Annotated in this window: 24 protein-coding genes and 1 tRNA gene; 15 read left to right on the top strand and 10 right to left on the bottom strand. The window is 47.3% G+C overall.

From position 1 onward, the window contains the following. Positions 1-282: 282 nt before the first annotated feature. Both slmA and coaBC read right to left on the bottom strand, forming a co-directional pair. Positions 283-870, bottom strand: coding sequence for a nucleoid occlusion factor SlmA (gene slmA / locus W04_RS05300; protein ID WP_022946032.1), 588 nt, complete (start codon positions 868-870; stop codon positions 283-285). Positions 871-964: 94 nt separating this feature from the next. Beyond that, positions 965-2,152, bottom strand: a complete 1,188-nt coding sequence (gene coaBC / locus W04_RS05295; protein WP_053910076.1) for a bifunctional phosphopantothenoylcysteine decarboxylase/phosphopantothenate--cysteine ligase CoaBC — start codon at positions 2,150-2,152, stop codon at positions 965-967. Positions 2,153-2,257: 105 nt separating this feature from the next. Between coaBC and radC the strand changes: the two genes are divergently transcribed. The 3 genes from radC to rpmG all read left to right on the top strand — a co-directional run bounded on the left by radC (position 2,258) and on the right by rpmG (position 3,560). Then, a complete protein-coding gene (gene radC / locus W04_RS05290) occupies positions 2,258-2,932 on the top strand; it encodes a DNA repair protein RadC (RefSeq protein ID WP_053910075.1) in 675 nt (224 codons plus the stop codon). Positions 2,933-3,155: 223 nt separating this feature from the next. Next, the gene (rpmB, locus tag W04_RS05285; protein ID WP_022946035.1) at positions 3,156-3,392 is read left to right on the top strand and encodes a 50S ribosomal protein L28; all 237 of its coding nucleotides are present in this window, start codon (positions 3,156-3,158) and stop codon (positions 3,390-3,392) included. A 12-nt stretch (positions 3,393-3,404) separates the two neighbouring features. Then, a complete protein-coding gene (gene rpmG / locus W04_RS05280; RefSeq protein ID WP_022946036.1) occupies positions 3,405-3,560 on the top strand; it encodes a 50S ribosomal protein L33 in 156 nt (51 codons plus the stop codon). Positions 3,561-3,601: 41 nt separating this feature from the next. Here rpmG and W04_RS05275 read toward each other — a convergent pair whose 3' ends face one another. Then, positions 3,602-5,455 carry a sodium:proton antiporter gene (locus W04_RS05275; protein WP_022946037.1) on the bottom strand — a complete coding sequence of 618 codons (1,854 nt, stop codon included), beginning with the start codon at positions 5,453-5,455 and terminating at the stop codon, positions 3,602-3,604. Positions 5,456-6,026: 571 nt separating this feature from the next. On the opposite strand from W04_RS05275, the gene putP reads away from it, so the two are divergent. The 3 genes from putP to W04_RS05260 are packed head-to-tail and all read left to right on the top strand — an operon-like array spanning position 6,027 to position 9,897. Continuing rightward, positions 6,027-7,523 (top strand): sodium/proline symporter PutP, encoded by a 1,497-nt coding sequence (putP, locus tag W04_RS05270; RefSeq protein ID WP_053910074.1) that lies wholly within the window; start codon positions 6,027-6,029, stop codon positions 7,521-7,523. 23 nt (positions 7,524-7,546) lie between these two features. After that, positions 7,547-8,653 (top strand): glutamate 5-kinase, encoded by a 1,107-nt coding sequence (proB, locus tag W04_RS05265; RefSeq protein ID WP_022946039.1) that lies wholly within the window; start codon positions 7,547-7,549, stop codon positions 8,651-8,653. Then, positions 8,650-9,897 (top strand): glutamate-5-semialdehyde dehydrogenase, encoded by a 1,248-nt coding sequence (locus tag W04_RS05260; protein WP_022946040.1) that lies wholly within the window; start codon positions 8,650-8,652, stop codon positions 9,895-9,897. Before proB ends, W04_RS05260 begins: the two co-directional genes overlap by 4 nt. Before the next feature lie 57 nt (positions 9,898-9,954). Here W04_RS05260 and W04_RS05255 read toward each other — a convergent pair whose 3' ends face one another. The 3 genes from W04_RS05255 to W04_RS05245 form a co-directional block, all read right to left on the bottom strand. Then, positions 9,955-11,175, bottom strand: coding sequence for a methyl-accepting chemotaxis protein (locus W04_RS05255; protein WP_022946041.1), 1,221 nt, complete (start codon positions 11,173-11,175; stop codon positions 9,955-9,957). A gap of 102 nt (positions 11,176-11,277) precedes the next feature. Continuing rightward, complete coding sequence (locus W04_RS05250) at positions 11,278-11,976, bottom strand: glycerophosphodiester phosphodiesterase family protein (RefSeq protein WP_022946042.1); 699 nt, start codon at positions 11,974-11,976, stop codon at positions 11,278-11,280. A gap of 67 nt (positions 11,977-12,043) precedes the next feature. Continuing rightward, the gene (locus W04_RS05245; protein WP_053910073.1) at positions 12,044-12,907 is read right to left on the bottom strand and encodes a DMT family transporter; all 864 of its coding nucleotides are present in this window, start codon (positions 12,905-12,907) and stop codon (positions 12,044-12,046) included. 153 nt (positions 12,908-13,060) lie between these two features. Here W04_RS05245 and W04_RS05240 point away from each other — a divergent pair, with 153 nt between their 5' ends. From W04_RS05240 to W04_RS05230, 3 genes are all read left to right on the top strand, one after another. Further along, a complete protein-coding gene (locus W04_RS05240; protein WP_053910072.1) occupies positions 13,061-13,759 on the top strand; it encodes a tetratricopeptide repeat protein in 699 nt (232 codons plus the stop codon). A gap of 117 nt (positions 13,760-13,876) precedes the next feature. Further along, on the top strand, positions 13,877-14,956 hold the full coding sequence (locus W04_RS05235) for a sensor histidine kinase (protein ID WP_053910071.1): 1,080 nt from the start codon (positions 13,877-13,879) through the stop codon (positions 14,954-14,956). Positions 14,957-14,966: 10 nt separating this feature from the next. Then, positions 14,967-15,563: a DNA-binding response regulator gene (locus W04_RS05230; RefSeq protein ID WP_022946046.1), complete on the top strand. Its 597-nt coding sequence runs from the start codon at positions 14,967-14,969 to the stop codon at positions 15,561-15,563. A gap of 470 nt (positions 15,564-16,033) precedes the next feature. On the opposite strand, the gene W04_RS05225 is transcribed toward W04_RS05230, so the two are convergent. Further along, positions 16,034-16,109 (bottom strand) — tRNA-Ala (locus W04_RS05225). Between the two features lie 213 nt (positions 16,110-16,322). Between W04_RS05225 and W04_RS05220 the strand changes: the two genes are divergently transcribed. Both W04_RS05220 and W04_RS05215 read left to right on the top strand, forming a co-directional pair. Continuing rightward, complete coding sequence (locus W04_RS05220) at positions 16,323-16,715, top strand: hypothetical protein (protein ID WP_053910070.1); 393 nt, start codon at positions 16,323-16,325, stop codon at positions 16,713-16,715. Then, entirely contained in the window at positions 16,715-17,248 is a 534-nt protein-coding gene (locus tag W04_RS05215; protein ID WP_053910069.1) for a prolyl-tRNA synthetase associated domain-containing protein, read from the top strand. Before W04_RS05220 ends, W04_RS05215 begins: the two co-directional genes overlap by 1 nt. Here W04_RS05215 and W04_RS05210 read toward each other — a convergent pair. After that, a complete protein-coding gene (locus W04_RS05210) occupies positions 17,194-18,336 on the bottom strand; it encodes an MFS transporter (protein WP_053910068.1) in 1,143 nt (380 codons plus the stop codon). The two genes, W04_RS05215 and W04_RS05210, sit on opposite strands and share 55 nt — an antisense overlap. Positions 18,337-18,505: 169 nt before the next feature. Here W04_RS05210 and W04_RS05205 point away from each other — a divergent pair, with 169 nt between their 5' ends. The 4 genes from W04_RS05205 (at position 18,506) to W04_RS05190 (ending at position 21,579) form a co-directional block, all read left to right on the top strand. Then, the gene (locus W04_RS05205) at positions 18,506-19,048 is read left to right on the top strand and encodes a DUF2058 domain-containing protein (protein WP_045980549.1); all 543 of its coding nucleotides are present in this window, start codon (positions 18,506-18,508) and stop codon (positions 19,046-19,048) included. A 191-nt stretch (positions 19,049-19,239) separates the two neighbouring features. Then, on the top strand, positions 19,240-19,503 hold the full coding sequence (locus W04_RS05200; RefSeq protein ID WP_373432698.1) for a cytochrome c: 264 nt from the start codon (positions 19,240-19,242) through the stop codon (positions 19,501-19,503). A gap of 120 nt (positions 19,504-19,623) precedes the next feature. Then, positions 19,624-20,391: a class II aldolase/adducin family protein gene (locus W04_RS05195; protein WP_157576308.1), complete on the top strand. Its 768-nt coding sequence runs from the start codon at positions 19,624-19,626 to the stop codon at positions 20,389-20,391. A 12-nt stretch (positions 20,392-20,403) separates the two neighbouring features. Then, positions 20,404-21,579, top strand: coding sequence for a mandelate racemase/muconate lactonizing enzyme family protein (locus W04_RS05190; RefSeq protein WP_053910065.1), 1,176 nt, complete (start codon positions 20,404-20,406; stop codon positions 21,577-21,579). Between the two features lie 49 nt (positions 21,580-21,628). On the opposite strand, the gene W04_RS05185 is transcribed toward W04_RS05190, so the two are convergent. Together W04_RS05185 and W04_RS05180 are read right to left on the bottom strand one after the other, a co-directional pair. After that, the gene (locus W04_RS05185; protein ID WP_045980552.1) at positions 21,629-21,997 is read right to left on the bottom strand and encodes a hypothetical protein; all 369 of its coding nucleotides are present in this window, start codon (positions 21,995-21,997) and stop codon (positions 21,629-21,631) included. Positions 21,998-22,002: 5 nt separating this feature from the next. Further along, positions 22,003-23,577, bottom strand: a complete 1,575-nt coding sequence (locus W04_RS05180) for a S41 family peptidase (protein WP_053910064.1) — start codon at positions 23,575-23,577, stop codon at positions 22,003-22,005. Between the last annotated feature and the right edge of the window lie 126 nt (positions 23,578-23,703).

Genomic DNA, 23,703 nt, shown 5'->3' with positions numbered 1-23,703 from the left:
AGCCCGACCTACAACGGGTGTGCAGTTTGATGTTGTAGGCAAGGCTTTTAGCCTTGCGTGGGTATTAGGCCGATTTCGGTTGTCAGGCTAAAGCCTGACCCACAACCAGTGTGTGGTTTAGTTTTTGTAGGCAAGGCTTTTAGCCTTGCTCAGGTATTAGGTCGATTTCGATTGTCGGGCTAAAGCCCGACCTACAACGGGTCTGTAGTTGGTTGTTGTGGGCAAGGCTTTTAGCCTTGCGCGGGTGTGAAGTCGGTTTCGATTATCAGGCTAAAGCCTGATCTACAACCAAATTTTCTGTAGCTCTTGCCACTGCTTATCAAATTGGCCACTGGGTTTAATCGTGAAATTAGAGCGTACAAACTGGTTCATTTTCCCTTCAACAAATGCTAGGAAAAGGTTCGCTAGAGTTCCCTCGTCACTTGCAAAGGCCTTACCCTCACGCAATTTACGTTCACGTAAAACCTGTTTGAACTGGGTTTCTAGCTTTTCAAATAGACTCTGAATGCGCTCACGTAATCGTTCGTTTTCGCCTTGCAATGCATCTCCGGTGAGAATTCGAGTAATCCCAGGGTTCTTTTCTGCAAACGCTAACAGTAGCATCAAAATGTTGTAGACACGGCTTTGCGTTTCTTTCTCGTTCTCTAAGATTAAGTTAATGCGAGACAGCAAGGTGTCTTCAATAAACTCAATTAATCCCTCGAACATACGCGCTTTGCTAGGAAAGTGGCGATAGAGAGCAGCTTCTGAAACGCCTACTTCGGCGGCCAATTTGGCGGTAGTGATACGCTGACCGGGACTAGTTTCCAGCATTTGCGCGAGTGATTGTAAAATCTGCTCTTTACGGTTAGTGCGACGTGAGGCAGCCATGGCGTTCCTTTTTAACAACTTTGGTGGTCACTGACCTTTATTATGAACGCCATATTAATGCTTTGTGAGGTCCCTTTCCAGTCTTTTGCGACCTTTACACTAACTTTGTAGCAATTGCTTCGATGACAGTAAGTGCTAACTTATCTTTTTTCATAAGCGCAATGCTTTGTGTGCTGTCATGACTAAATAAGGTCAGGGCATTATTATCGCTGTTAAACCCTTGCCCTTGTACCGACACATCATTAGCGCAAATCATATCTAGCTTTTTATTCTTTAATTTGCCCTGTGCATAGGCGGCGACATCTTGTGTTTCCGCAGCAAAACCAACAGTAAACGGCCTATTCTCACTCAGCGCAGCAACATCAGCAATAATATCCGGGTTTTTCACTAGTGTGAGGGTGAGTTCATCGCCTTGCTTTTTCATTTTCTGCTCGGCGATATCAGCAGCACGATAATCGGCCACGGCAGCGCAGCCAATGAAAATATCGGAACTTGGCGCCAAAGCGAGTGCTTGCTGGTGCATTTGTTGTGCGCTTTGCACATCAATGCGCGTGACTCCCACAGGCGTTGGTAAATTAACCGGGCCGGAAATAAGATTCACTGTCGCTCCCATTGCCACGCCTGCAGCGGCTAAGGCATAGCCCATTTTGCCTGAGCTGTGGTTAGAGATGTAACGCACTGGGTCGAGCGCTTCACGGGTGGGGCCGGCGGTGATGGTGAGGGTTTTCCCCGCTAATAATGGCTGTACTGTAGGGGCACACACTAACTCAACAAGCTCGTTGGGCTCTAGCATACGCCCGGCTCCTACGTCACCACAGGCTTGCTCGCCCGCACCTGGGCCCCAAATGGCAATGTCTCGCTGTGTTAAAGTTGCTAAGTTCGCTTGCGTTGCCGCATGAGCATACATTTGCTGGTTCATAGCGGGAGCGATAGCAACTTTAGCTGGGGTGGCTAGCAATAAAGTAGTGAGTAGGTCATCGGCAATACCGGCCGCCATTTTGGCAATGATATTGGCTGTCGCAGGGGCAACGAGAATCAAGTCGGCCCATTTGGCAAACTCAATATGGCCCATCGCTGCTTCGGCCTGAGGATCGAGCAGTGAATCAGAAACAATTTCTCCTGATACCGCTTGCATCGTGAGTGGGGTGATAAAATGCTTAGCGCTGTCGGTCATAACCACTTTGACCTCACAACCGCGCTCTTTCAGCCGTCGGGTTAGCTCTGCACATTTGTATGCGGCGATGCCGCCACTGATCCCAAGGACCACCTTTTTATTTTGCATAACAATAGACAATATCGCTTGTGTGACTGCTTAGAAGATACCAGATGTGCCGCTATTGCACTATAGTTGAGGAAGGTTCATAAGCGCAAAAGCGAAGGAATGCCCATGCGACTCACTGACTTGCCAGCCCAACAACGGCCTAGGGAGAAATTACTTACTCAGGGTGCCGGGGCACTGAGTGATGCCGAATTACTCGCTATCTTTTTTAGAACGGGCATTGCCGGTTGCAATGCTATTGACCTAGCCCAGCAGATACTCAGTCAAAGCCAAGGGCTGCATACTTTGTTAGCTGCTGAGCACGAGCATTTCTGCCGTTTTAAAGGTATGGGCACTGCGAAGTATACGCAATTGCAGGCGGCAATTGAGTTGGCGCGGCGATATTTACAAACAAGTTTGGAACGAGAGCTCAGCTTTGACTCACCACAAGCGGTGCAAGATTATCTCAAGTTAGAATTAAAAGGGCTGCAACGGGAAGTCTTTTTAGTGTTGTTTGTTGATGCCCAACACCGTTTAATAAGCACAGAAACGCTGTTTCAAGGCACCATAGATGCGGCGTCGGTATACCCCAGAGAAGTGGTTAAAGCAGCACTCAAGCATAATGCCGCTGCCGTTATTTTTGCGCATAATCATCCCAGCGGTATCGCCGAGCCGAGCCAGGCCGATGAAGTCATTACCCGCAAGCTAATACAAGCTCTTGGTTTGGTGGATATTCGTGTGCTCGATCATTTAGTGATAGGCGGTTGCCACGCGGTCTCTTTTGCCGAGCGTGGCCTACTGTAGCTATTTGTGCAATTTAAATGCAGTTTTTGCTTTCCCTTTGCTGCGTTGATCTTTATAATTAGCCGCTATCAAATTTACATATGAGCTGATTCTGAGATCAGGTTTCTTGATCTTTGCCTGTCTATGCTGTATAAAGAGCGCCCTTCGATTTATCCCGGGGCAGTATACAAAAAGGCCGTAAGGGAAAATTAAGCTCGAGCGAAGTTATTGGAGATAAATAGACATGTCTAAAGTCTGTCAAGTTACAGGTAAGCGCCCAGTGGTAGGTAACCACCGCTCACACGCGCGCAACGCGACTAAGCGTCGTTTCCTACCTAACCTACAAACTCACCGTTTTTGGGTTGAAAGCGAAAAACGCTTTGTATCACTACGCACTACCACTAAAGGTATGCGTATCATCGACAAAAAAGGCATCGACGCGGTACTGACTGATATCCGTGCTCGCGGCGAAAAAGTTTAAGGAGCCTGAGTCATGCGCGATAAGATTCGTCTAGTTTCAACTGCCGGTACTGGTTTTTTCTACACTACCGACAAAAACAAGCGTAACATGCCTGAAAAAATGGAAATCAAAAAATACGATCCTAAAGCTCGTAAGCACGTGATTTTCAAAGAAGCAAAAATCAAGTAATCTGATTTTGAGCGTACGCTTCCAAATTTGAAAACCCGACTTTATGTCGGGTTTTTTGTTGGCTGTAATTGCGGATTCTTGGTCGGTGGGTTTTGCTGTGCATCTTTCACCATCGACATCTTGGGTGGCTGCAGAGCAACAACCTTCTCACCACTGGCTGGTGGATTCTCCATTTGCGCGGTAATAATACGCACTACTTTTTCGTTACCAATAATAAACAGCGGAATCGCTTCGCTATTTACTTCTTGATATTGTTGCCAGTCAAATTCATCACTTAATCGAGTCGCACTGACCTTACCGCCTTTGGCTATCAGGCTACTGAGCTTGGCATAAGAGCCATTCTCGCCAAATAGAATTTGTCGAGACAGGAAAGTAGCACTGTCTTTATTCGCTTTCGCGTGGTTTTGTGATGATTTGAGTGAGAACACTCGGTTTTCGCTAAATAGGTGGCTAAAGTATTGCACTCCTAAAGCGTTGTGATGGCGGTTAGGTGACAGTGCCAACACCTTACTGATGCTTGTTAGTGGCAGATAGCGCTCGGCATGCTCCGATTGCGGATTACCATAATAGCAGGGCAAACCATCCATGCGGGCCATTTTACAGTTTTCCCATGCCGGATCGGAGAGGTGCACATCGATATCTTGCTCTTTCAGGCCACAGGCTATGGCTCTGGCAACGTGGTTCGCACCAATGATGAGTAAGGTCGAGGGAGCAGGTTGGCGGACCCCGAGCATTTTTGCTAATGGGATGGCGGTGAGGCTATTTAAAACCACAGTGACAATTATCACCGTGAAGATTAAGGGCACCATTTTATTGGCATCCACAATACCGGCATCGGCCATACTGAGCGCAAACACCGAGCCGACAGCGGCGGCAACAATACCGCGAGGCGCAATCCATGCCAGTATCAGCCGCGATTTGACGGGCAAGTCACTGCCATAAGTAGAAATTAAAATATTCAGTGGTCGAGCGACAAACAGCACAATGGCTAAAAAGATGAAGACTTGTGCATCCAAAGCCAGTAAATCTTCAAGCTTGAGGCGTGCTGCCAGCAAAATAAACAAGCTGGAGATAAGAATCATCGACAGGTCTTCTTTAAATTCAAGCACCGAGTCAATTTCCAAATCGTCTTGGTTCGCAAGCCAAATACCGAATACCGTCACCGCTAGCAGCCCAGACTCGTGACTGAGATGATTCGAGACGGTAAAGCTGATAAGCACTAGCGCAAGAATACCAAACTTATGCAGCTCATAAGGGAGCCACTCGCGACGAATCAATTGCGTTGTTAACCATCCTGCGGCAGCACCGAGCGAAAAGCCCACACTCAGCGTGGTGACCAATGCCCCTAAGGTGTGACTAAACACATCGCTTTGCCCCACTAACATCACTGCCTCGAACACTAACACAGCGAAGAGCGCACCGATGGGGTCAATCACAATGCCTTCCCAGCGCAGCACTCGGTCAATGTCTTGAGTGGGGCGCATGGCGTTAAGTAGGGGCGCGATAACCGTGGGCCCGGTAACGACCAATACTGCGCCTAGCACTGCAGCGACACGCCAATCGAGCTCAAGCAACCAATAAGCACTTAAGCTGACGACTAGGCAGGTTATGAGCATGCCTATGGAGCACAGGTTGCGCACCACCTTACCAATGCCCTTTAGCTCCCTAAAGTGGAGCGTGAGCGCGCCCTCAAAAAGAATAATCGCCACCGATAAGGACACCACTGGAAACAGTAAGTCGCCAAGGAGTTCGTCGGGCTCGAGTAACGAGGTGGTTGGCCCAAGTAATAAGCCAGTGAGTAAAAGAAATAAAATAGCGGGAACACGGAAGGCCCAGGCGAGCCATTGCGCAATAACACTACATAAAGCAATTCCTGCAATATAAATTGCTGACATAAAGACCCTTATTATCTGTCCATGAAAACTCAGTATGAGATAAGCAGAGCGTGATGACAACGTTTTGCTGCATCAGTCAAACACGCATAACTACCCACCTTTTAACGTGTGATATAGCGAAGCTGATTACTTTTTAAGTAAAGAAGAGCCTTAGATCACTAAAAATTCATAATAGGTCAAAATTTTATGTATTCATCGCTAGAGTGCATTTTTACGCGCTTAGGGGCTATTTCAATGCGCTATAAATAGCATGAATACTGGCTATGGCTAAGTTTTGACCTTGATTTTTATATCTAAATCCGCATAATAACGTTCGTAGACGAATTATTAGAGTGCTAATTAATTGTGGTTTTTAGCCTGCCTCGTCGTATGCAACCGCTGTTGTCACAGCGTAAACCACAACTGTTAGTGCTTTCCTTTTAATTGGTTTTGGAACAGCTTGATGCCTGTGCTTGTTAGCGTTGGGTAGGTAAAGCCGTAAGCAAAATTTAGCGTCGCCCCAGTTGTTATATCGCGACGCTTTTTATTGCCCAAAACAAAGTCCACCTAGGGTGGCCAAACAGGATAAGGAATGCATTTTTATACATATCTCTCTCTCGCATTGTATTTTTTAGCCATGCTTGGCATTGGCTTGTTCGCTTATCGCAATTCCACAAGTGATATTTCTGGCTACATTCTAGGTGGCCGTCAAGTGAGCCCTCATGTGACTGCCTTGTCTGCAGGAGCATCGGATATGAGTGGTTGGATGCTAATGGGCTTGCCAGGAGCCATGTTCTTAACTGGTTTCGACACCGTATGGATTGCACTGGGCTTGGTTTTAGGTGCACTGGCCAATTATTTATTAGTTGCACCGCGCCTGCGGGTGTACACAGAAATGGCCGATGATGCACTGACGCTACCGGACTTCTTCGATAAGCGTTTTAACATGAGCAAAGGACCGATTCGCGTGATTTCAGCGGCAGTGATCATCTTGTTCTTTACGCTCTATACCTCGGCAGGGTTAGTTGCAGGCGGGAAGCTGTTTGAATCGGCATTCGGTTTAAGCTACCACCTTGGCTTAATCATTACCGTTTCGGTGGTTGTGGCCTACACTTTATTAGGTGGCTTTTTAGCCGTGAGCATGACCGACTTTGTCCAAGGCTGCATTATGTTTGTGGCATTAATACTCGTGCCGATTGTGGCTTACATGCAGTTTAATGGCAGTGCCGATATGCTTAATTTTGCGCAGCAATCAATTCCAAGTTTTAGCGAATCTTGGCAGAGCATCACCTTGCTGGGCATAGTATCAAGCTTGGCTTGGGGATTAGGTTATTTTGGCCAGCCTCATATCATTGTGCGCTTTATGGCGATTCGCTCGGTAAAAGATATTAAAACGGCGCGTAATATTGGTATGAGCTGGATGACAGTCACCATTTTAGGTTCGCTAGGAACAGGCTTAGTTGGGGTTGCTTATGCCAACAAATTTGGTTTGCAAGTGGCTGACCCAGAGACAATTTTCGTTATTTTTTCGGAAATTTTGTTCCACCCTCTGATTAGCGGCTTTTTACTCGCCGCGATTTTAGCGGCGATCATGAGCACCATCTCATCACAGCTGTTGGTGTCATCAAGCTCGCTGACCGAGGACGTATACCGTGCTTTTTCAAAAACTGAGGTAGAGCAAAAAACCTTAGTAAAAATCGGCCGGATAGGGGTTTTCGCCGTGGCACTCGTTGCTACCTTACTGGCACTGGACAAATCTAATAGCATTTTGTCATTGGTCAGTAATGCCTGGGCTGGTTTCGGTGCCGCATTTGGCCCATTAGTATTATTTAGCCTGTGTTGGTCGAAAATAACCCACCAAGGCGCGCTCGCTGGAATCGTTGTCGGCGCAGCAACTGTTTTATTCTGGATATTTGCACCAGTGCTTAGTGACGGGGGCACGCTAAGCAGTATTATTTACGAAATTGTTCCCGGATTTATCGCAAGTTCACTTGCAATCGTTGTGGTGAGTAAGCTTTCTCAGGCACCTTCAGCCGAGGTGAAAGAAACTTTTCATGCAACTGAGCAAAAACTTGAGCAACTTAGCTAAAGCTAGTAAGGAAAGTAATCGCAATGCAAAATTTTAAATGGCAACGCATCGTACTCAAAGTAGGCAGTGCCTTAATTGCACCCGAGCAAAATGGCTGTAGTTCACGCTATTTACTCACCATAGCTCAGTTTATTGTTCGTTGCCGCGCCCAAGGTATTGAAGTTATTTTGGTGTCATCAGGCTCTGTGGCTGCGGGCTCACACTTATTCCCAGAGGATAAGCCGCGCTCTGTAGCACTTAAAAAAGCAATGGCAGCCGCTGGGCAAATGGAGATGATGGCAACATGGGATCGCTTTTTTGATTTCCCATCAGCACAGATTCTGCTAACACACGGTGATTTACGTGACCGTGAGCGTTACACCAGTGTACGCGACACCATTTTTACCTTGCTTGATCACGGTGTTCTTCCTGTCATCAACGAAAATGACACGGTGACCACTGATGATTTGAAAGTAGGTGATAACGACAACTTATCAGCTATGGTAGCAGCGGCCGCTGATGCTGACGCATTAATGATTTTCTCAGATGTGGACGGCCTTTATGACAAGAATCCTAACTTGCATACCGACGCTGTACTGCTACCTGAGATCAGTGAAATTGATGAATCTATTTACGCCATGGCTGGGTGTGCTACCAGTGCCGTAGGCACCGGCGGCATGAAAACCAAAATCGAGGCGGCCGAAAAAGCCACTTCCCATGGTATTACTACATTTATCCTAAATGGCTTTAAAGAGCAGACCTTTAACTTGTTGTTAGAAGGTAAAAACCCGGGCACTATCTTCTTGCCGTATGAAAAACCAATGCAAGAGGCAGTCCATTGGCGTACACATACCGCCAGTGAGCAGGGTGAGGTGATTGTTGAAGGTGACTTCAGCGAGCCATTAGATGAAAACGCCGAGCAGATTAACCCGCAAGGCATTATCGAGGTTCGGGGCGAGTTCTCCGTTGGCGACACTATTTTGGTGCGCAGCGACGACGGCACTAAGCTGGCTAAGGCACGAGCAAACTACAGTAGCTGTTTGCTGAACTTTATTGCCGAGAATGAAACCAGTGAGTTTAGCGATGAAGCACAAGATTCCATCGGCCCGATTATTTCAGACGAAGACATTGCAGTATTGGAGAAATCATGAGTTTAGTTAAGGATATTTCAGCTCAAGCAGCAAAAGCCGCTAAGGTGCTTGCTCTGCTTGATACAGAGAGTAAAAACAACGTACTTAAAGAAATGGCTGAGGCACTGCGTGCCAATAAAGAGCATATTAAGGCGGAAAACGAATCAGATCTTGCCAATGCGCGAGACAACAACTTAGCTGCAGCCATGGTCGACCGTTTGACGCTGACCGATGAGCGTATTGAAGATATGGCCGTGGGCATTGAAACCATTGCCGATCTCGATGACCCAGTAGGTCAGTTGCGTTCATTGGGTGAGCGCCCCAATGGTATCAAAATCAATAAAATGCGAGTGCCTCTTGGGGTGATCTGCATGATTTATGAAGCTCGTCCAAACGTAACAGCGGATGCTGGCGCACTGTGCTTCAAATCAGGTAATGCGGTTATTTTGCGTGGCGGTAAAGAGGCTTTAGCGTCAAGTAAAGCCATTGCCAGTGTACTGCACAGTGTGCTGGAGAAACACAACTTGCCGACGGCGCTTATCTCAGTGATCCCTGATCCAGACCGTGGCCTGTTGATGGATCTTATGCAGCAGCGTGACACCATTGACTTGATTATTCCTCGCGGTGGCGAAGGGCTGATTAATTTTGTGACCGAAAACAGTACCGTACCGGTTATTCAGCACTTTAAAGGGGTGTGTCACCTGTATGTTGATAAAGATGCAGACCTCGATGTGGCGATGAACCTGTTGCTGAACGGTAAGACTCAACGTACCGGTGTATGTAACGCGCTAGAGGGCTTAGTTGTGCACCAAGAGGTGGCAGAGGCGTTTTTAGCTCGTGCGGCAAAAGAGCTTGAAGCAAAAGGTGTACGTGTTAATGCTGATGCTCAAGCAGCGAAGTTCTTCAGCAATGCGAATGTCATTGGCGATGATGAATTTGGTGAAGAGTACCTTGATCTTGAAATCGCGGTACGTATCGTTGCTGACTTTGATGCAGCAGTGGCGCATATTGATCGCTTTGGTAGCTTCCACACCGAAGTTATTTGTACCAAAGACGAGCAAACTGCCAACTTGTTCCAGCGCAGTGTTGATGCGTCAGTAGTGATGGTAAATGCCTCCTCACGTTTCTCTGATGGTTCGCAGCTAGGTCTAGGCGCTGAAATCGGCATCGCAACCACTAAGTTGCACGCTTACGGGCCTATGGGCCTAGAGTCATTGACCACAGAAAAATACTTAGTGAATGGTGAAGGACAAATTCGTAGCTAATCACGACTAAGATTTAAAAAGCCCAGCTTAGTGCTGGGCTTTTTTGTGCTTTGAAGGTTATTTTACGAAGCGCTCTAGCTCGCTTTGAGTGGTGCGAGTTAGGTGCTCTGAGCGTGCGCATTGCTCTGCGGCTTGGTCTATTTGCGCTTTTGCGTCTTCACCTAAGGTTTTAATTTGCTCCACCGATTGCTGAGTATTGGCCTGGGTTTGCTCCAGTTCATGCACTGCTGCAACAATATCCTGCAATTGTTGTTGGTTTTTCTCAAAGTCTTGCACTAGTTCACTAAAGCCTGAAGCCGTGTTACCGATTGCTTGTTCAGCGCTTGAAGAGTGCTCAATAAGTTGCTCTGACTCTTGGTTAGTATCGCTTACCAGAGTGCCCATTTTATTAATAAAGTCGCTAATTTGCTGGGTCGCATCACTGACTTTAAGTGACAGTGAGCGTACCTCATCAGCAACGACAGCAAAGCCTCTGCCTGCTTCACCGGCGCGAGCAGCTTCAATGGCTGCATTAAGGGCGAGCAGGTTAGTTTGATCGGCAAACCCTTCGACCATTTGCAAAATACTGCGAATGTTCTCTGAGTTTTCTTTCAAGCCTGCAACGGTGTCGGCAAATCGCCCTAATAGCTGCGTGATCTTATGAATTTGCGATACTAATTGGCTAAGCTCTTCAGATGAAGTGCGTACAAAGGTGAGGTTCTCACTGTTGTCGCTGAACACTGCATCCGTATTGGCGACGATTTGCTCTAGGCTATGCGTGACTTGCGTGGTGCTCGCTGCAATCTCACTACTAAATTGTAATTGTCGAGCTCCCAATTCAGCTGTGTTTTGCATGGATAAATTGACCTGCTGATTGCTATCAGCAGCTTGGGCTGCACCTTCATAGGTGGTATTTAAAAGGGCGCTTAGATGGTGTACGAACTTATTATATTGCTCTGATAAGTCACGAAATTCATCATACGTGAATTGGGGTAATCGCGCATTTAAGTTGGCATCCTGTTGATTGATTTGCTCTAACGTATCGCGCATCGCTTGCACAGGGCGCACGATTAAATGGCGCATATAGAACACCGTAAAAATAAAACCACCGACGACTAATAGCGAGATCACCGCAAACAGCGCCAAACCTTGTTCTTGAGCGCTCAGTTCGCGGTACAGCCAAACTAAAGTAAGTAACTGTAAAGCAAACAAAAAGCTAAGGTTGCCAACAATCTTACGAGTTAGCGTATAAAAAAATGTTTCTTCAATATAATTGTACATGCGCATAAACCAACTCATTGATGAGGGCTCCGTTTGCCTGAGTAGACGTCAATGTATACATGCTCAGTATTGTATAAAGCAAAAGATTTTCAAGTGTTTAGCGATGAAGTAAGCGCCTAGCTAGGCATCATTCGCTAAAATCATCTTAGTATTGCATGGGTAATTGGTGAAAATGCCATCAACTCCCAGTGCTCGCATATCAAGAATATCTTCTTTCTTATCTACAGTATAAGCATAGACCTCGAGCCCGCGCTGTTTCGCATCGGCGACAAACTCGTGGTTTACGAAGTTTTTGTCTAAGTGCAAGCTATACGCATGCAAGCGTTGAGCAAACTCAGCATAGTTGAGCGGGATAGAGGAAGTCAGCGCCCCAATTTTCACCCAAGGTAGATGTTGCTTCAACCATACGAGTTGATGGTGATCAAAAGAAGAGACAATAAGCTGCTCTCGCTGTAATAAACCCTGTTGTACATTGTGCTCAAGGGTAGCAACGAGCTTATCGAGTGAGAATGTGTGTTTAAGTTCTAGGTTCAGTAGGGTCTTATTCCCTATCCAGTCGATCATGTCTTGCAGCCCCGGCACGCGCTGTCCTTGGCCGGCATCATAACGTTGAATTTCTGCTAAAGGGGTTTTATTGACCTTACCTTGACCTGAGGTGGTTCTATCAAGCCAGGTATCATGAATGATAACATAGTCATCAAGGCAGCTTTGTAGGTCGACTTCTATACCATCGACGCCCACAGAAAGGGCACTTTCTATGGCGATTTGCGTATTTTCCGGGTAGTTACCGCTGGCACCGCGATGAGCAAATACTTTCATTTCTTATCAGTCCGTCTAGCAGGGTCATTGCTATCTTTGTTGATGGCAACCAATTTATCAAGGGCATTTATCGCGATTGTCGAGATACTGACCAAGTCTCAAAAAATGCAGCACTGACAACCAGCATACCGCCTATCAGCGTGGCGATGTCTGGGCGCTCTTGCAATAAAATAAAGGCCAAAATGGTGGCATAGAGAGGTTGTAAGCAAGAGATGAGTCCAGCCGTTGTTGCACTGAGTTGGCGCAACGAGGCGGCAAACAATGCATGGGGAGTGGCTGTAAATACTATGGCGACCAAGAACAGCAGAGCAATATCACGCTGCGTAACGGCCATGGGGGGAAGCTCAACAAAGGCACACAGCATTAGACTGGCGACCAATGTTTGATAAAACATGGTTTGCGGGCCGCCATAGTGGTTGAAGTACTGGCGCTGCAAAATATTACGAAGGGCAAAGCATAATGCAGAAAACACCCCGGTCGCTATGCCCAAAGTGACATCATTTCCCAGTGTTGCTTCTGGTATGAGTAAGTAAATTCCGACACTGACGGCAATGGCACTGATCATATCCTTAAGCTTGGGCAAAGCGCGATGAAAAAGCGGTTCAATCATAACGGTTAGAATCGGATAACTAAAAAACGCGATAATGCCGATGGTGATCCCGGCAAGCTGCATTCCAGCAAAATAGGTTACCCAGTGCACGCCAACGATGGCACCGAGTGCCAGTGCTATAAGGTAGTCTTTGCTGCTTCTTAGGGCGACGGGCTGGCGCATTGCACCGAGCATGATAACTAAGGCAAAGGCGGCGATTGCGGTGCGATATACGGTGATATCTAACGCTGGCAGGTGAATTAACTTGGCGAATAAGGCGGTGCCACCAAACAGTAGAACCGCTGTATGCAAAAAGAATAAGCTTTGTTTGTGAGAGCTCATGGCGCGTCAAAGGCTGTTTTCTTGCCAGCATACCATGAGCTATATCACAAAGCAGGTGCTGACAAATGTCATCTGCTATTGGTGACAAAGGTGACTGCGCAGCGGATGGTAAATCAGCAATGATAAAGATGTCCAAACAACAGGAGAGACATCATGAAAATAACCATTATCGCTTTGGCACTTACCAGCGCCGTGACCACCTCGACCTTTGCCAGCTCAACCGATGTGCAACACATTGAGCAAGCAGCAGCCACTCTAGATATACAAGAGCTACGCTTACATAGTCAATCAGCTCAGGGTTACGAGCAAGGCTTGGCCTATTACCGCTTGAGTATGAGTCAGTACTTGCAAGCGCAACAGCAGGCAGCGCAGCAAAGCCTGGAGATGGCGCAGCAGAGCTTAGAACAACTTTTAGCTAAGCCTTTGTCAGATACCGAATTAGGCGAAGCCAAAGCTTTGCTGGCCCAAGTGTATGGCTTCAAAATTACCTTTAACCCTCTCAAAGGGGCGTACTACGGGCCTAAAGCAGGTAAGTTATTGTCCCAAGCAGAGCGTCTTGCACCTAATAGCCCGCGTGTACACCTTATAAAAGGCGTTAGTGCTTATAACACCCCGTCCATGTTTGGCGGTTCAAAACAACAGGCGTTGCGTGACTTTAATAAAGCAGTGTTATTGTTTTCTCAGCAACAGGACACTCGCTATGGGTGGGGAGAGGCAGAGACCTACACATGGCGCGGACTAACACAAAAGGAGCTTGGCCATGGCGAGCAAGCCTTAGCCGACTGGCAGCAGGCGCTGCAAGTGAACCCTGATTATGGCTGGGCGAAAATGCTCATCGCTAAAAATCAGTAAATTATAAGCACAAGCCCATCAGCGCGGTGGTATTGATAACCACCGCCGCTTGTTATTTACTAGCTCATACAGCGTCATGGTCGCACTATGAGTTAAAGGCCACAGGAAAACCACTATATGCTTTACTCCTACACTATCGCACAAAACCAGAAGCCTTTTTGGAACTGGATGCCACTGATTTTCTCAAGTTTTTACTTTTTACCTTTGATCATGGCGAGCGATTATTTTTCGTCGGCACAGGTCGCGTTAGCCATCGTCGCTTACATTGTTTTTGTCGGGCTATATGGCTTCGCTCTTCGGGTTAAAGGGAGCAAGCTGGTTGCCTGTGTGATTGCTATGCTGGTGCTGTGTATTGCAGCAACGGCTATCACCCCTGGAAGCCAGGCATTATTTGGTTTTATCGCGTTTTTATGTGGTTTTCACTTTATTGGTTGGCAAGGGAAAGCTGCGTTAGTGATTATTTTACTGGGCGCGACCCTAAGTGGCGTGGTCTTTGCCCCGGTGCAGCTCGGTTATTACTTGCTTCCGGCGGTGGTAGTTAGTATTGGTATTTTCTTTTTTGGTGTCTTTGAGCGCCGAGAGCGTCAGCATGCACGAGCTAAAGCACGTAGCGAGCAACAAATTGAGCATATTGGCGCGGTGGCTGAGCGTGAGCGCATCGCTCGCGATCTCCATGACTTACTAGGGCATTCGCTATCAAGTATTGCCTTAAAATCAGAGCTCGCGCAAAAAATGCTTGATGCCAAAGAAAGTGAGCGAGCCCGCGTCGAGATAAACGAGGTAAGTCAGTTGGCTCGGGACTTACTCAGCGAAGTGCGCCAGGCGGTGGCGGGGATGAAGCAAATGGGCCTAGGTGGAGTGTTAGAGACCATTACTAAAAATTTGCAAAGCCAGAACATTCAATGCCATGTTGGACCGGTGCCACGTTTGCCGAGCACGATTGAGAGTGCACTGTGCTTTATCTGCAAAGAAGCGGCAACCAATGTTATACGCCATAGCAAGGCGACTCACTTTGGGGTTGAGTTCAAAGAGACTGATAGCTATTGGCAAGCGAGTATGTTCGATAATGGCAAAGAAACGAACGTCTCTTTTGGCAATGGACTTAAGGGCATTCAAACACGCTGTGAGCAGTTAGGTGGTGAGCTCGATATCAACACTGAGCAAGGCGTGCGTTTAACATGCACATTTTTAAAATAAGGGGGCGGCGATGATACGCGTTGTTGTTATAGAAGATCAGGCGCTAGTGCGTAATGCCATTGTTGCTTTACTAAATTTAGACCCTTTTATTGAAGTGGTTGGTGAAGCCAGTGATGGCCAATCAGCGCTCACATTATTGACTGAAGTACGGGCTGATTTACTACTCAGCGATATCGAAATGCCCAATATGAGTGGCTTGGAGCTGGCTGAGCAAGTCACCCATGAAGGTATCCAAATCGTGATTATGACAACATTTTCTAAATCTGGTTATATTCGCCGCGCATTGGATGCGGGTGTACGCGGATTTATTCTCAAAGAAGCGTCCAGTGATTATCTAATTGATGCATTAAAGAAAGTCCATCAAGGGCAAAAAGTTATCGACCCAGAGTTGGCATTGTTAGCGCTGGAGGATAATAACCCCCTAAGTCGTAAAGAGAGTGCCGCACTTAAGCTCACCGAAGAAGGGCTAAAAACCAGTGATATCGCCGCGCAGCTCTATTTAAGCGAAGGCACGGTACGCAATTATCTCAGTGAAGCGATTAGTAAGTTAAATGCCTCCAATCGCAGTGATGCAGCGCGTATCGCCAGACAAAAAGGATGGTTGTAAATAATAACACTTACGGCTGTCTGGCCAGTGGGCTTGGATGCCAGACTATATAAAGTAATAAAAAGAAAGGAAATGGTGGAGCTAAGCAGGGTGAGAAACGCTCCAAAAAAGCACTGCTTTTTTAGTTTTGAACGCGAGGTAGGGATACCGAGCCGGGGGATGGGCTTGGATGCCAGACTATAAAAATAATAAAAAAGAAAGGAAATGGTGGAGCTAAGCAGGGTGAAAAACGCTCGAAAAAAGCACTGCTTTTTTAGTTTTGAACGTGAGGTAAGGATACCGAGCCGGGGGATGGGTTTGGATGCCAGACTAAGAAAGTAATAAAACAAGAAGGAAATGGTGGAGCTAGGCAGGGTGAAAAACGCTCGAAAAAAAGCACTGCTTTTTTAGTTTTGAACGCGAGGTAAGGATACCGAGCCGGGGGATGGGCTTGGATGCCAGACTAAGAAAGTAATAAAACAAGAAGGAAATGGTGGAGCTAAGCAGGATCGAACTGCTGACCTCCTGCGTGCAAGGCAGGCGCTCTCCCAGCTGAGCTATAGCCCCACTAAAAAGTGGCTTGTCCGTTAAGACGTTTGGTATTTTATTAATTTTACTTTCAAGGTCAAGTACCGCATCAAAAAAAATCACGCAAACCTAAACATTATCTTTATCTGATGCACGCACTAAGGTGCGGGCTGTCGCTTCGTGACAATACGCTCCCCAAAGCGCGGGGGCTTTGATACAGTATGGAAAGTTAATAATAAGAATGTCTTTATCATGTATAAATTAATCACGGTGGCCTTGTTTTATTGCGCTTTAACGGCCTGCTCATCATCTTATGATGAACCCGAATATGAGGTGCAGTCACAGCAGTTTTACGGCAAAACCACAGAGCAAGGGCAGAAAATATTCGCCTATGTTATTACCGTCAAAGCCAGCCGCAGAGAAATGCTCGACCCGGATGAACCCATCACTCGCCGTGAGTTTGAACGTTATGCTGAAAAGGAGTACTTCGAAGAATCGCGGGTACTGAAACTGCAACTTGAAGATCAAGGTGCCGCAGCCCTAAAAAAAGAGCTCGATGAGCGCCAGTATTGCCCCGGTGACTATGAAATAACACAAGTGCTATGGCGCGATTTAAGTGTGCAGTTGCGTGGTGAGTGCCTGTAATGAGTCGTGCTATCGCAGCGCTGGAGACGCTTTTTACGGCTTTGGATATCACTTGTGAGAAGCTCTCTCACCCGCCCTTAGCCACGGCACAAGCGGCCGACAACATTGCCCTAGAGCGCCCCGGAGTGAGGCTAAAAAATCTATTTTTACGAGACAACTATGGCCGCCGGCATTTTTTACTGATCACCGCCCATGACGCGCAGGTGGATCTCAAAGCGCTTTCTAAAGCGCAGCAAGTATCGCGTCTTGGCTTTGCATCGAATGAACGGTTACAGCGTTATTTAGGCGTACACCCCGGGTGTGTATCAATGTTGGCATTGATGAATGACCCTGAAAATCAGGTCGAATTATGGCTAGATGAGGCCATTTGGCAGAACACTCCACCTGGTACGCTTTATCACTGCCATCCTTTTGACAATCGTTATACTTGGCTGGTGGCCAAGCAGGACTTACTGCGTCTGTTCAGGCATTGGCAGCATCAAGTGCAGGTTTTGTCGGTCCCCAAACGTTGTGGCACGGCGATGAGTAAGTAGCCACATAGACACACAAGCAGTAAACACCCTAAAAAAGCACGCTCGCCATAGGCTTGATACAACAACCCTGGAACAAACGAGCCCAGTGCGCCGCCGCTGTAGTAAAAAGACACATACACTCCATTGGTGAGGCTGGCGCTGGCGCTGCTGAGGCGGTTTACTAGCGGAGCAGCGGTGGCATGAATAATAAACATCGATGCACAAAAACAGGTAAAGGCAACGAGGAAAACCGGCAAACTATGCCAAAACATCAGCGCAATGGTGGCGCTGTAGCCTAAAAATACCGTGGCCAATAAACTGAAAATATTCGCACAGCGTTTTTGCAAATAGGGAGTAACAAAGGTCGTTAACGCTCCTAATAGGTAACCGCTATAAACTAAACCAATATTTTTGGTATTGGTCATGGCGTAGGTACTGCGCAAAATAAAGGGCAAATAATTCAACAGCGCTGCAAAACAGAAAAACATACAAAAAACACTGGCGTAAAGCGTAAGTATGCGCGTATTTAACAGTGCGCTAAGGTTACCCCGCAGTGGTGTATGGGCTTGGCGTATGGGCGCCCGATGGGCGCGAATGCATGCAGCGAGTGCCAACAATAACAGTGAATTAAGCCAAAAAAAGCTTTGCCAGCTGAGATACTCAGCGAATCCAGCTGCTAAGGCGCGACCTAAAAAGCCACCAGCAATGGTACTGCCAATATAACCACTCATTTTTTTGCTCACTTCAGCGCCTTGGTAGCGTATCGCGATACTGGCCGTCATCGCGGTGAGTGCGGCGGGCAGTGCCAAACCTTGAATTAATCGCAGCGCTTGCAACTGCCAAAATTGCTCGGTGAGTGGTACCAAGGCGTTGGTTAAGGCGAGCGTGACCATCACTACTTGGAGCACCCGGTATAAGTTGCGGCGGTTGAGAATGACCCCATAAAGTAAAGGAGCAATGGCCAAAGGGGCCATGGTCAAGGTCATGAGCGAGCCAGCAGTGGCCGGGGATACTTGATAATGCTGTGCGAACAGCGCCAAAAGGGGTTGTACGGCGTAAAGAATAAAAAAAGTAAAGACCGAGCAGGTCAGTAACAACCAATAAGACATAAACCCAAGTACATAAAATGAGTAGCTGCAGCGTCAGTGTATCATAAGTTCAGGGGCAAACCTTGGCTTGCGCTTAGTCAAAGTTTCTCGCAATCACTTCTGTTACTGTCATTTCCGAAAATGATGAGTAAAATAACCTTATTCAGTTCGTATTTTACAAGTGATAGTTATGGGGTCATTACAAGATCAGCTTCTTAAAGCCGGGCTAACCAACGAGCACAAAGCTAAACTGGCCAAGTCGGAAAAGCGTAAAGCACAAAAGAAAAAGAAGAAAAAAGGCGCCACTAGCGACCAAAGTGATTTGCAAAAGCACATTGAGCAAACCAAACAAGCGCAGCAAGAAAAAGCTAATCAGCTAAATGAGCAGCGTAAACAGGAGCTTAAAGAGCGAGAGCAGGTTGCACGGGTAAAACAAATTCTTGAACATCACAATCAAGATGAGATTCGCGGTGAGCTTACTTTCAACTTCACCTACGACAATAAAATTAAAGAAATCGATGTTAATGCACAAACCCAGCAGGCGCTGGCAAAAGGGCGCTTAGCCATTTGCGTATTAGAAGGCCAGTTTTATGTGCTGCAAGATGAGCCAGCCCGTAAAATAGCCGAGGTCGATGAAAAATATATTGTTTTCCATGTGGAAAATGAGGACGACCAAAAAGACGAGGACGATCCGTACGCAGACTACGAAGTACCTGATGATCTAATCTGGTAGTCAAAGGCGACGGCACGAGTACAGTAGTCGGTGGCACTCAGTGTAGGTTAATTCTTAGTTGCTAGGTTTAAGAACATGGGTCTACACTCATTGTTAACATTTTATCTACCGTCAACATAAGAGTAACTACTATGAAAAAACTAACAAAAGTCCTTGTGGGAACTGGTGCCTTAGCATTATCGGCATTAACTATGAATGTTCATGCTGCCGATGGCAAAGCGCTCTACACCGAGAAAAACTGCCACACTTGCCACGGCGCCGATGGTAAAGCACCGATCATGCCTTTGTATCCTAAGCTAGCAGGGCAAAACAAAGAGTATATGGTAGCGCAAATGAAAGATATTAAGTCTGGCAAGCGCAACAATGGCATGTCGGCGGCGATGAAAGCCATGGTAATGAACATCGGTGATGCGGAGTTTGAAGCCATTGCCGAATACCTTGCCAACGTAAAATAAGGTCATTATTTTAAAAAAGCCATCGTAGGTTTGCCTGCGGTGGCTTTTTTTATTGAATGACACCCTAGAAGTGTTTAGACTTCTATACATCTATTTTAAGTGGAGTAACTCATGAGTGTGATCCCGACATTACCCCCGTTAAGCGTACGCGATAAGGTCAGTGAGCAGGAGTGGCGTTTACGCGTTGATTTGGCGGCGTGTTATCGCTTGGTTGAGCATATGCGTTGGGGCGATTTAATTTACACCCATATGTCGGCGCGTATTCCCGGCACTGATGAGTACTTGGTGAATGCATTTGGCTTGAGCTTCGATGAGGTGACTGCCTCTAATTTAGTGAAGGTGAATCTGCAAGGCGATATTCTTGACGACACGCCCCATCAAATAAACCCAGCGGGCTTTACTATTCATAGCGCCATTCACGAAGTGCGCGATGATGCCCACTGTGTAATCCACTTGCATACCAAAGAAACCATCGCTGTAGCCAGTGTTAAGGGTGGCCTGCAGCCTTACAGCCAGCACTCTATGTTCTCATTGCCATCATTGTCGTACCACGAATACGAGGGGTTGGCAGTGAATGACGAGGAAAAGCAGCGCTTACAACAAGACTTAGGCACTACTAACCATATGTTGTTAGTGAATCATGGCGGGTTAACCGTCGGGCCAACGGTGGGCGATGCCTTTATGCGTTTCTATGACTTGCAGCGGGCGTGTGAAATTCAAGTAGCCATGCAAAGTATGAATCAGCCACCTACGCCTGTGCCTCAGGCTATTATCGATAATATTTATAATCAAGCGAATGTGGTCCACAGCGGCAGCACCGGCGGGCAAAAAGCGTGGCCAGCTATGCTTCGTAAAGCATATCGTCTTGACCCTAGCTTTGCTGAATAACAAGGATAAGCCATGAAAGTAAATCGTGTAGAAATATTTGATATTCACTGCCCAGAGCGCCCAGCTTGGACACCCGTATTTGTGCGTATTCACACCGATGAGGGGATCAGTGGTGTAGGTGAAGCAGGCTTGGCTTATGACTTGGGGCACAGCGCTGCAGCAGCGATGATTAAAGAAATGGCGGATGCATTTTTAATCGGTCATGACCCATTCCAAACGGAACTGTTATGGTCGCGGATGCTGCGTGAGAGTTTTTGGGGGCTCGGTGGTGGGCCGGTGGTCTACGCCGCCATGAGTGCGATAGATACCGCGCTTTGGGATATCAAGGGTAAAACTTTGGGCTTACCTGTATACCAATTATTGGGCGGCAAGGTGAATGATGAACTGCGTACTTATGCGTCGCAGTTACAGTTTGACTGGGACAGCGAATTTAAGGCCTTAGTGCAGCCGCAAGAGTATGCTGAAGCCGCACTTAAGGCGGTGGCACAAGGCTACGATGCTGTGAAAGTGGACCCAATTCAATACGATAAACAAGGGAACACTTACTACGATCGCACTAAGATCATCGACCGTGGCGAGATGAAACTGTACCGCGCGCGGATGCAAGCCATTCGTGAAGCGGTGGGGGACGAGGTGGATATTATTTTTGAATGTCATAGCCTGCCCGGAGCAACATCGGCAATTCAGATTGGTGAAATCGCTGAAGAATTCGATTGTATGTACTACGAAGAGCCGGTGAATTACCTAAACCACTCTTTGCATGCAAAGGTGGCAGACAAAGTCGCCGTGCCCATCGCCGGTGGTGAGCGTTTATATAACCGCTGGGGTGTACGCCCTTATCTTGAAGATCAAAGTATTGATGTACTGCAACCGGATATTGGTTTGTGCGGAGGCTTTACCGAGACTAAAAAAGTCTGTGACTATGCCGATATCTTCGATGTGCGTATTCAAGCGCATGTGTGTGGCGGGCCAGTGGCTACGGCGGCGTCCTTGCATCTAGAAAGTGCGATTCCGAACTTTTTAATTCACGAGCACCACACCTATGCCATTAAAAAGTGGAACCGCGAGCTGTGTATTCAAGACCCGCAGCCAGTGAATGGCAAGTTTAAGGTCAGTGAAGCGCCAGGCATTGGCATTGAGCTTAATGATGAGGTCGTGATGCGCTCATCAAGAGTTGAAGTGAAGTAGCTTCACTGGATACAAAAAAGGCCAGCCTATGCGCTGGCCTTTTTTGTTTTTACTGGCATTGCAGCTGTGGCGCCGCGACTAGGGTGTCGCTATTAAGGTGATGGATATAACACTGGTCTTCATCGCGCATAAGCATAAAGCGATCGGGCATGGTGATTTGTTTGCCCATGATAGGGTTGCCTTGGCTATCGACCACATTGGGATGGCTTAGTACCAATGAGCTTTGCTGAGTGAACACGCCGCCACTGAGGCGCACCTTATCAGCGTCAAGGATGCGACTGATAATCTCAGCGACTTGCTCGTCTGCGGCATTGACCAGTAGGGTTTGCTTGAGCTGCGAGTCGCTGGTGCTATTGCAACCGGTACTGGTGATAAACAGCATTGACGCCAACAGAGTTGTGATTTTTTTAAGAGTCATAGCCGTTAGTCCTTTATCACTGGCGTCATTATCCGGTTGTTTTGCAACTTGCTGTGCGTGCGGTTGTCGCCGATGGCAGCTGCTCCTGAATTAGCCGCAGCATTGCTAACAGCATAACCTTTTAAGCCAGCTAAAGTACTTGCTGCAGGGCAGTTACCGGTCGCGCGGTAGCCAAGAGCTGCACTGAGTAAGGCCTCATTACGATCGCCGAGTAAATGATTAAAGTCATCGGCTACAGCGCAGCCTTGCACAAGCACTGGCGCGCGCTCGGTATTAGTAATATTCTGCGGCGCAAAGCCATCGGCATATTCACCAAACCCTTTGTCATTGACGCCAGTAAATTGAATGGTGAAAAAGGTGGTGTCGCAATTATCGGTAGGGTAAAAGCCATAAGGCTTGCCACAGGTGCCATCGCCAATGAGCACCACCTCAAAGTTACGGCTATCGGGGATACCCCGTAAGCCGTTAATTAACGCTTCGCTGGCGGAGCATGTAATGCCGGTGGTGAGCACAAATACACGGTTCAAATTAAGACTTGGCAAGGCTGTGCCCGCACTGATGCCGGAGTCGGGATCGAAGCCAATGTATTCGTCAATAAAAGGAAAGGGGGTTAAGGGATCGCCAGTTACCGGGTTTGTGTCTGGGTTTTTATCATTAAAAATAGTTTGCTCGAATATCACCCCATTGGTGTTATTGCTACCTGCAATCATATACCCAAGTTGAGCCGCCATGGCGAGAAAGCCACCACCGTTGTAGCGCATATCAACCACCAAGTCAGAAATATTGGCGCTGGCGAGTTGATTAACCGCATCAACCAGCTGACGCTCGGCAGGTGCATTGTGATCATTAAACTGCATATAACCAACATTGCCAGTCCCGGTACTGAGTGTGCCCACCTTCATTACTGGGTCTTGGATGAATTGCGCCGAATCTAAGGTAATACGCTGTTGCTGGTTGGAGCCGCGCAGGGTGAAGGTAAACTGTGTTTCAACTCCTGTTTGCGTGGGGAATAAGGCGGCGTTAATGGCGTCGACATTGTCGCTATTGACAACATCCACGCCATTTACAGCGGCGATTTGCCAACCTCGCTCAATGCCTTGGGTGCTCGCATCAGTATTCGGCTCGCTGTAGGTCACCACGACCTCGCGCGGAGGAGTCGCCTTGACAACGCGAAAGTTAAAACCATAGCCTAACACACTGCCACTTTGCTGTTGTTGCTCCCATTCATCGGTGGGCAGGCTAAAGTGAAAGTTATCTTTGGGCGCACCGGACGCGGTGACGTCATTCGTTTTCAGTACATTGAAGTAGTCAATGACATCGGTGATGGACGCGGGATCGCGGTCTTCAATTTCATCGTACCAGAGGTAAGTTTCATTACTCCATGAGCGCAGCCAGTACTTTTGGTCTAGCGCAGCGCATTGGCCTTTGAATTGTTCGGAGTCAGCAAAAACACCGGCTACCCAACCTGTATCGGGGCTAGGGCCTGGGGATGTAGTATCGTCACTGCCACCCCCACAGCCACTTAAGGTAGCTATGATAGCGGCACATAAAGCCGTTCGAAAAGAATGTTTAATGATCATGGAGTTTCGCCTTAGTGTTAGCCTGTAAGTAACTTTATATCAAAGCGTGTAAGACTGTAAAAAGAAAGTTAACTCTTATGATTTATATCGCTTTCTTTTAGTTAAAGCAGTGCATTATACGTTGCT

Origin of the sequence: Pseudoalteromonas sp. SW0106-04 (genome assembly GCF_001293805.1) — a bacterium.
In the GTDB taxonomy this organism is placed as follows: Bacteria; Pseudomonadota; Gammaproteobacteria; order Enterobacterales; family Alteromonadaceae; genus Pseudoalteromonas; species Pseudoalteromonas ruthenica.
This window is presented reverse-complemented; position numbering and strand designations above follow the sequence as displayed.

What these genes read in the sequence shown, in the direction of transcription:
- slmA (WP_022946032.1), bottom strand. Translation starts at nt 870, where the DNA reads ATGGCTGCCTCACGTCGCACTAACCGTAAAGAGCAGATTTTACAATCA.
- coaBC (WP_053910076.1), bottom strand. Translation starts at nt 2,152, where the DNA reads ATGCAAAATAAAAAGGTGGTCCTTGGGATCAGTGGCGGCATCGCCGCA.
- radC (WP_053910075.1), top strand. Translation starts at nt 2,258, where the DNA reads ATGCGACTCACTGACTTGCCAGCCCAACAACGGCCTAGGGAGAAATTA.
- rpmB (WP_022946035.1), top strand. Translation starts at nt 3,156, where the DNA reads ATGTCTAAAGTCTGTCAAGTTACAGGTAAGCGCCCAGTGGTAGGTAAC.
- rpmG (WP_022946036.1), top strand. Translation starts at nt 3,405, where the DNA reads ATGCGCGATAAGATTCGTCTAGTTTCAACTGCCGGTACTGGTTTTTTC.
- W04_RS05275 (WP_022946037.1), bottom strand. Translation starts at nt 5,455, where the DNA reads ATGTCAGCAATTTATATTGCAGGAATTGCTTTATGTAGTGTTATTGCG.
- putP (WP_053910074.1), top strand. Translation starts at nt 6,027, where the DNA reads ATGCATTTTTATACATATCTCTCTCTCGCATTGTATTTTTTAGCCATG.
- proB (WP_022946039.1), top strand. Translation starts at nt 7,547, where the DNA reads ATGCAAAATTTTAAATGGCAACGCATCGTACTCAAAGTAGGCAGTGCC.
- W04_RS05260 (WP_022946040.1), top strand. Translation starts at nt 8,650, where the DNA reads ATGAGTTTAGTTAAGGATATTTCAGCTCAAGCAGCAAAAGCCGCTAAG.
- W04_RS05255 (WP_022946041.1), bottom strand. Translation starts at nt 11,175, where the DNA reads ATGAGTTGGTTTATGCGCATGTACAATTATATTGAAGAAACATTTTTT.
- W04_RS05250 (WP_022946042.1), bottom strand. Translation starts at nt 11,976, where the DNA reads ATGAAAGTATTTGCTCATCGCGGTGCCAGCGGTAACTACCCGGAAAAT.
- W04_RS05245 (WP_053910073.1), bottom strand. Translation starts at nt 12,907, where the DNA reads ATGAGCTCTCACAAACAAAGCTTATTCTTTTTGCATACAGCGGTTCTA.
- W04_RS05240 (WP_053910072.1), top strand. Translation starts at nt 13,061, where the DNA reads ATGAAAATAACCATTATCGCTTTGGCACTTACCAGCGCCGTGACCACC.
- W04_RS05235 (WP_053910071.1), top strand. Translation starts at nt 13,877, where the DNA reads ATGCTTTACTCCTACACTATCGCACAAAACCAGAAGCCTTTTTGGAAC.
- W04_RS05230 (WP_022946046.1), top strand. Translation starts at nt 14,967, where the DNA reads ATGATACGCGTTGTTGTTATAGAAGATCAGGCGCTAGTGCGTAATGCC.
- W04_RS05220 (WP_053910070.1), top strand. Translation starts at nt 16,323, where the DNA reads ATGTATAAATTAATCACGGTGGCCTTGTTTTATTGCGCTTTAACGGCC.
- W04_RS05215 (WP_053910069.1), top strand. Translation starts at nt 16,715, where the DNA reads ATGAGTCGTGCTATCGCAGCGCTGGAGACGCTTTTTACGGCTTTGGAT.
- W04_RS05210 (WP_053910068.1), bottom strand. Translation starts at nt 18,336, where the DNA reads ATGTCTTATTGGTTGTTACTGACCTGCTCGGTCTTTACTTTTTTTATT.
- W04_RS05205 (WP_045980549.1), top strand. Translation starts at nt 18,506, where the DNA reads ATGGGGTCATTACAAGATCAGCTTCTTAAAGCCGGGCTAACCAACGAG.
- W04_RS05200 (WP_373432698.1), top strand. Translation starts at nt 19,240, where the DNA reads ATGAATGTTCATGCTGCCGATGGCAAAGCGCTCTACACCGAGAAAAAC.
- W04_RS05190 (WP_053910065.1), top strand. Translation starts at nt 20,404, where the DNA reads ATGAAAGTAAATCGTGTAGAAATATTTGATATTCACTGCCCAGAGCGC.
- W04_RS05185 (WP_045980552.1), bottom strand. Translation starts at nt 21,997, where the DNA reads ATGACTCTTAAAAAAATCACAACTCTGTTGGCGTCAATGCTGTTTATC.
- W04_RS05180 (WP_053910064.1), bottom strand. Translation starts at nt 23,577, where the DNA reads ATGATCATTAAACATTCTTTTCGAACGGCTTTATGTGCCGCTATCATA.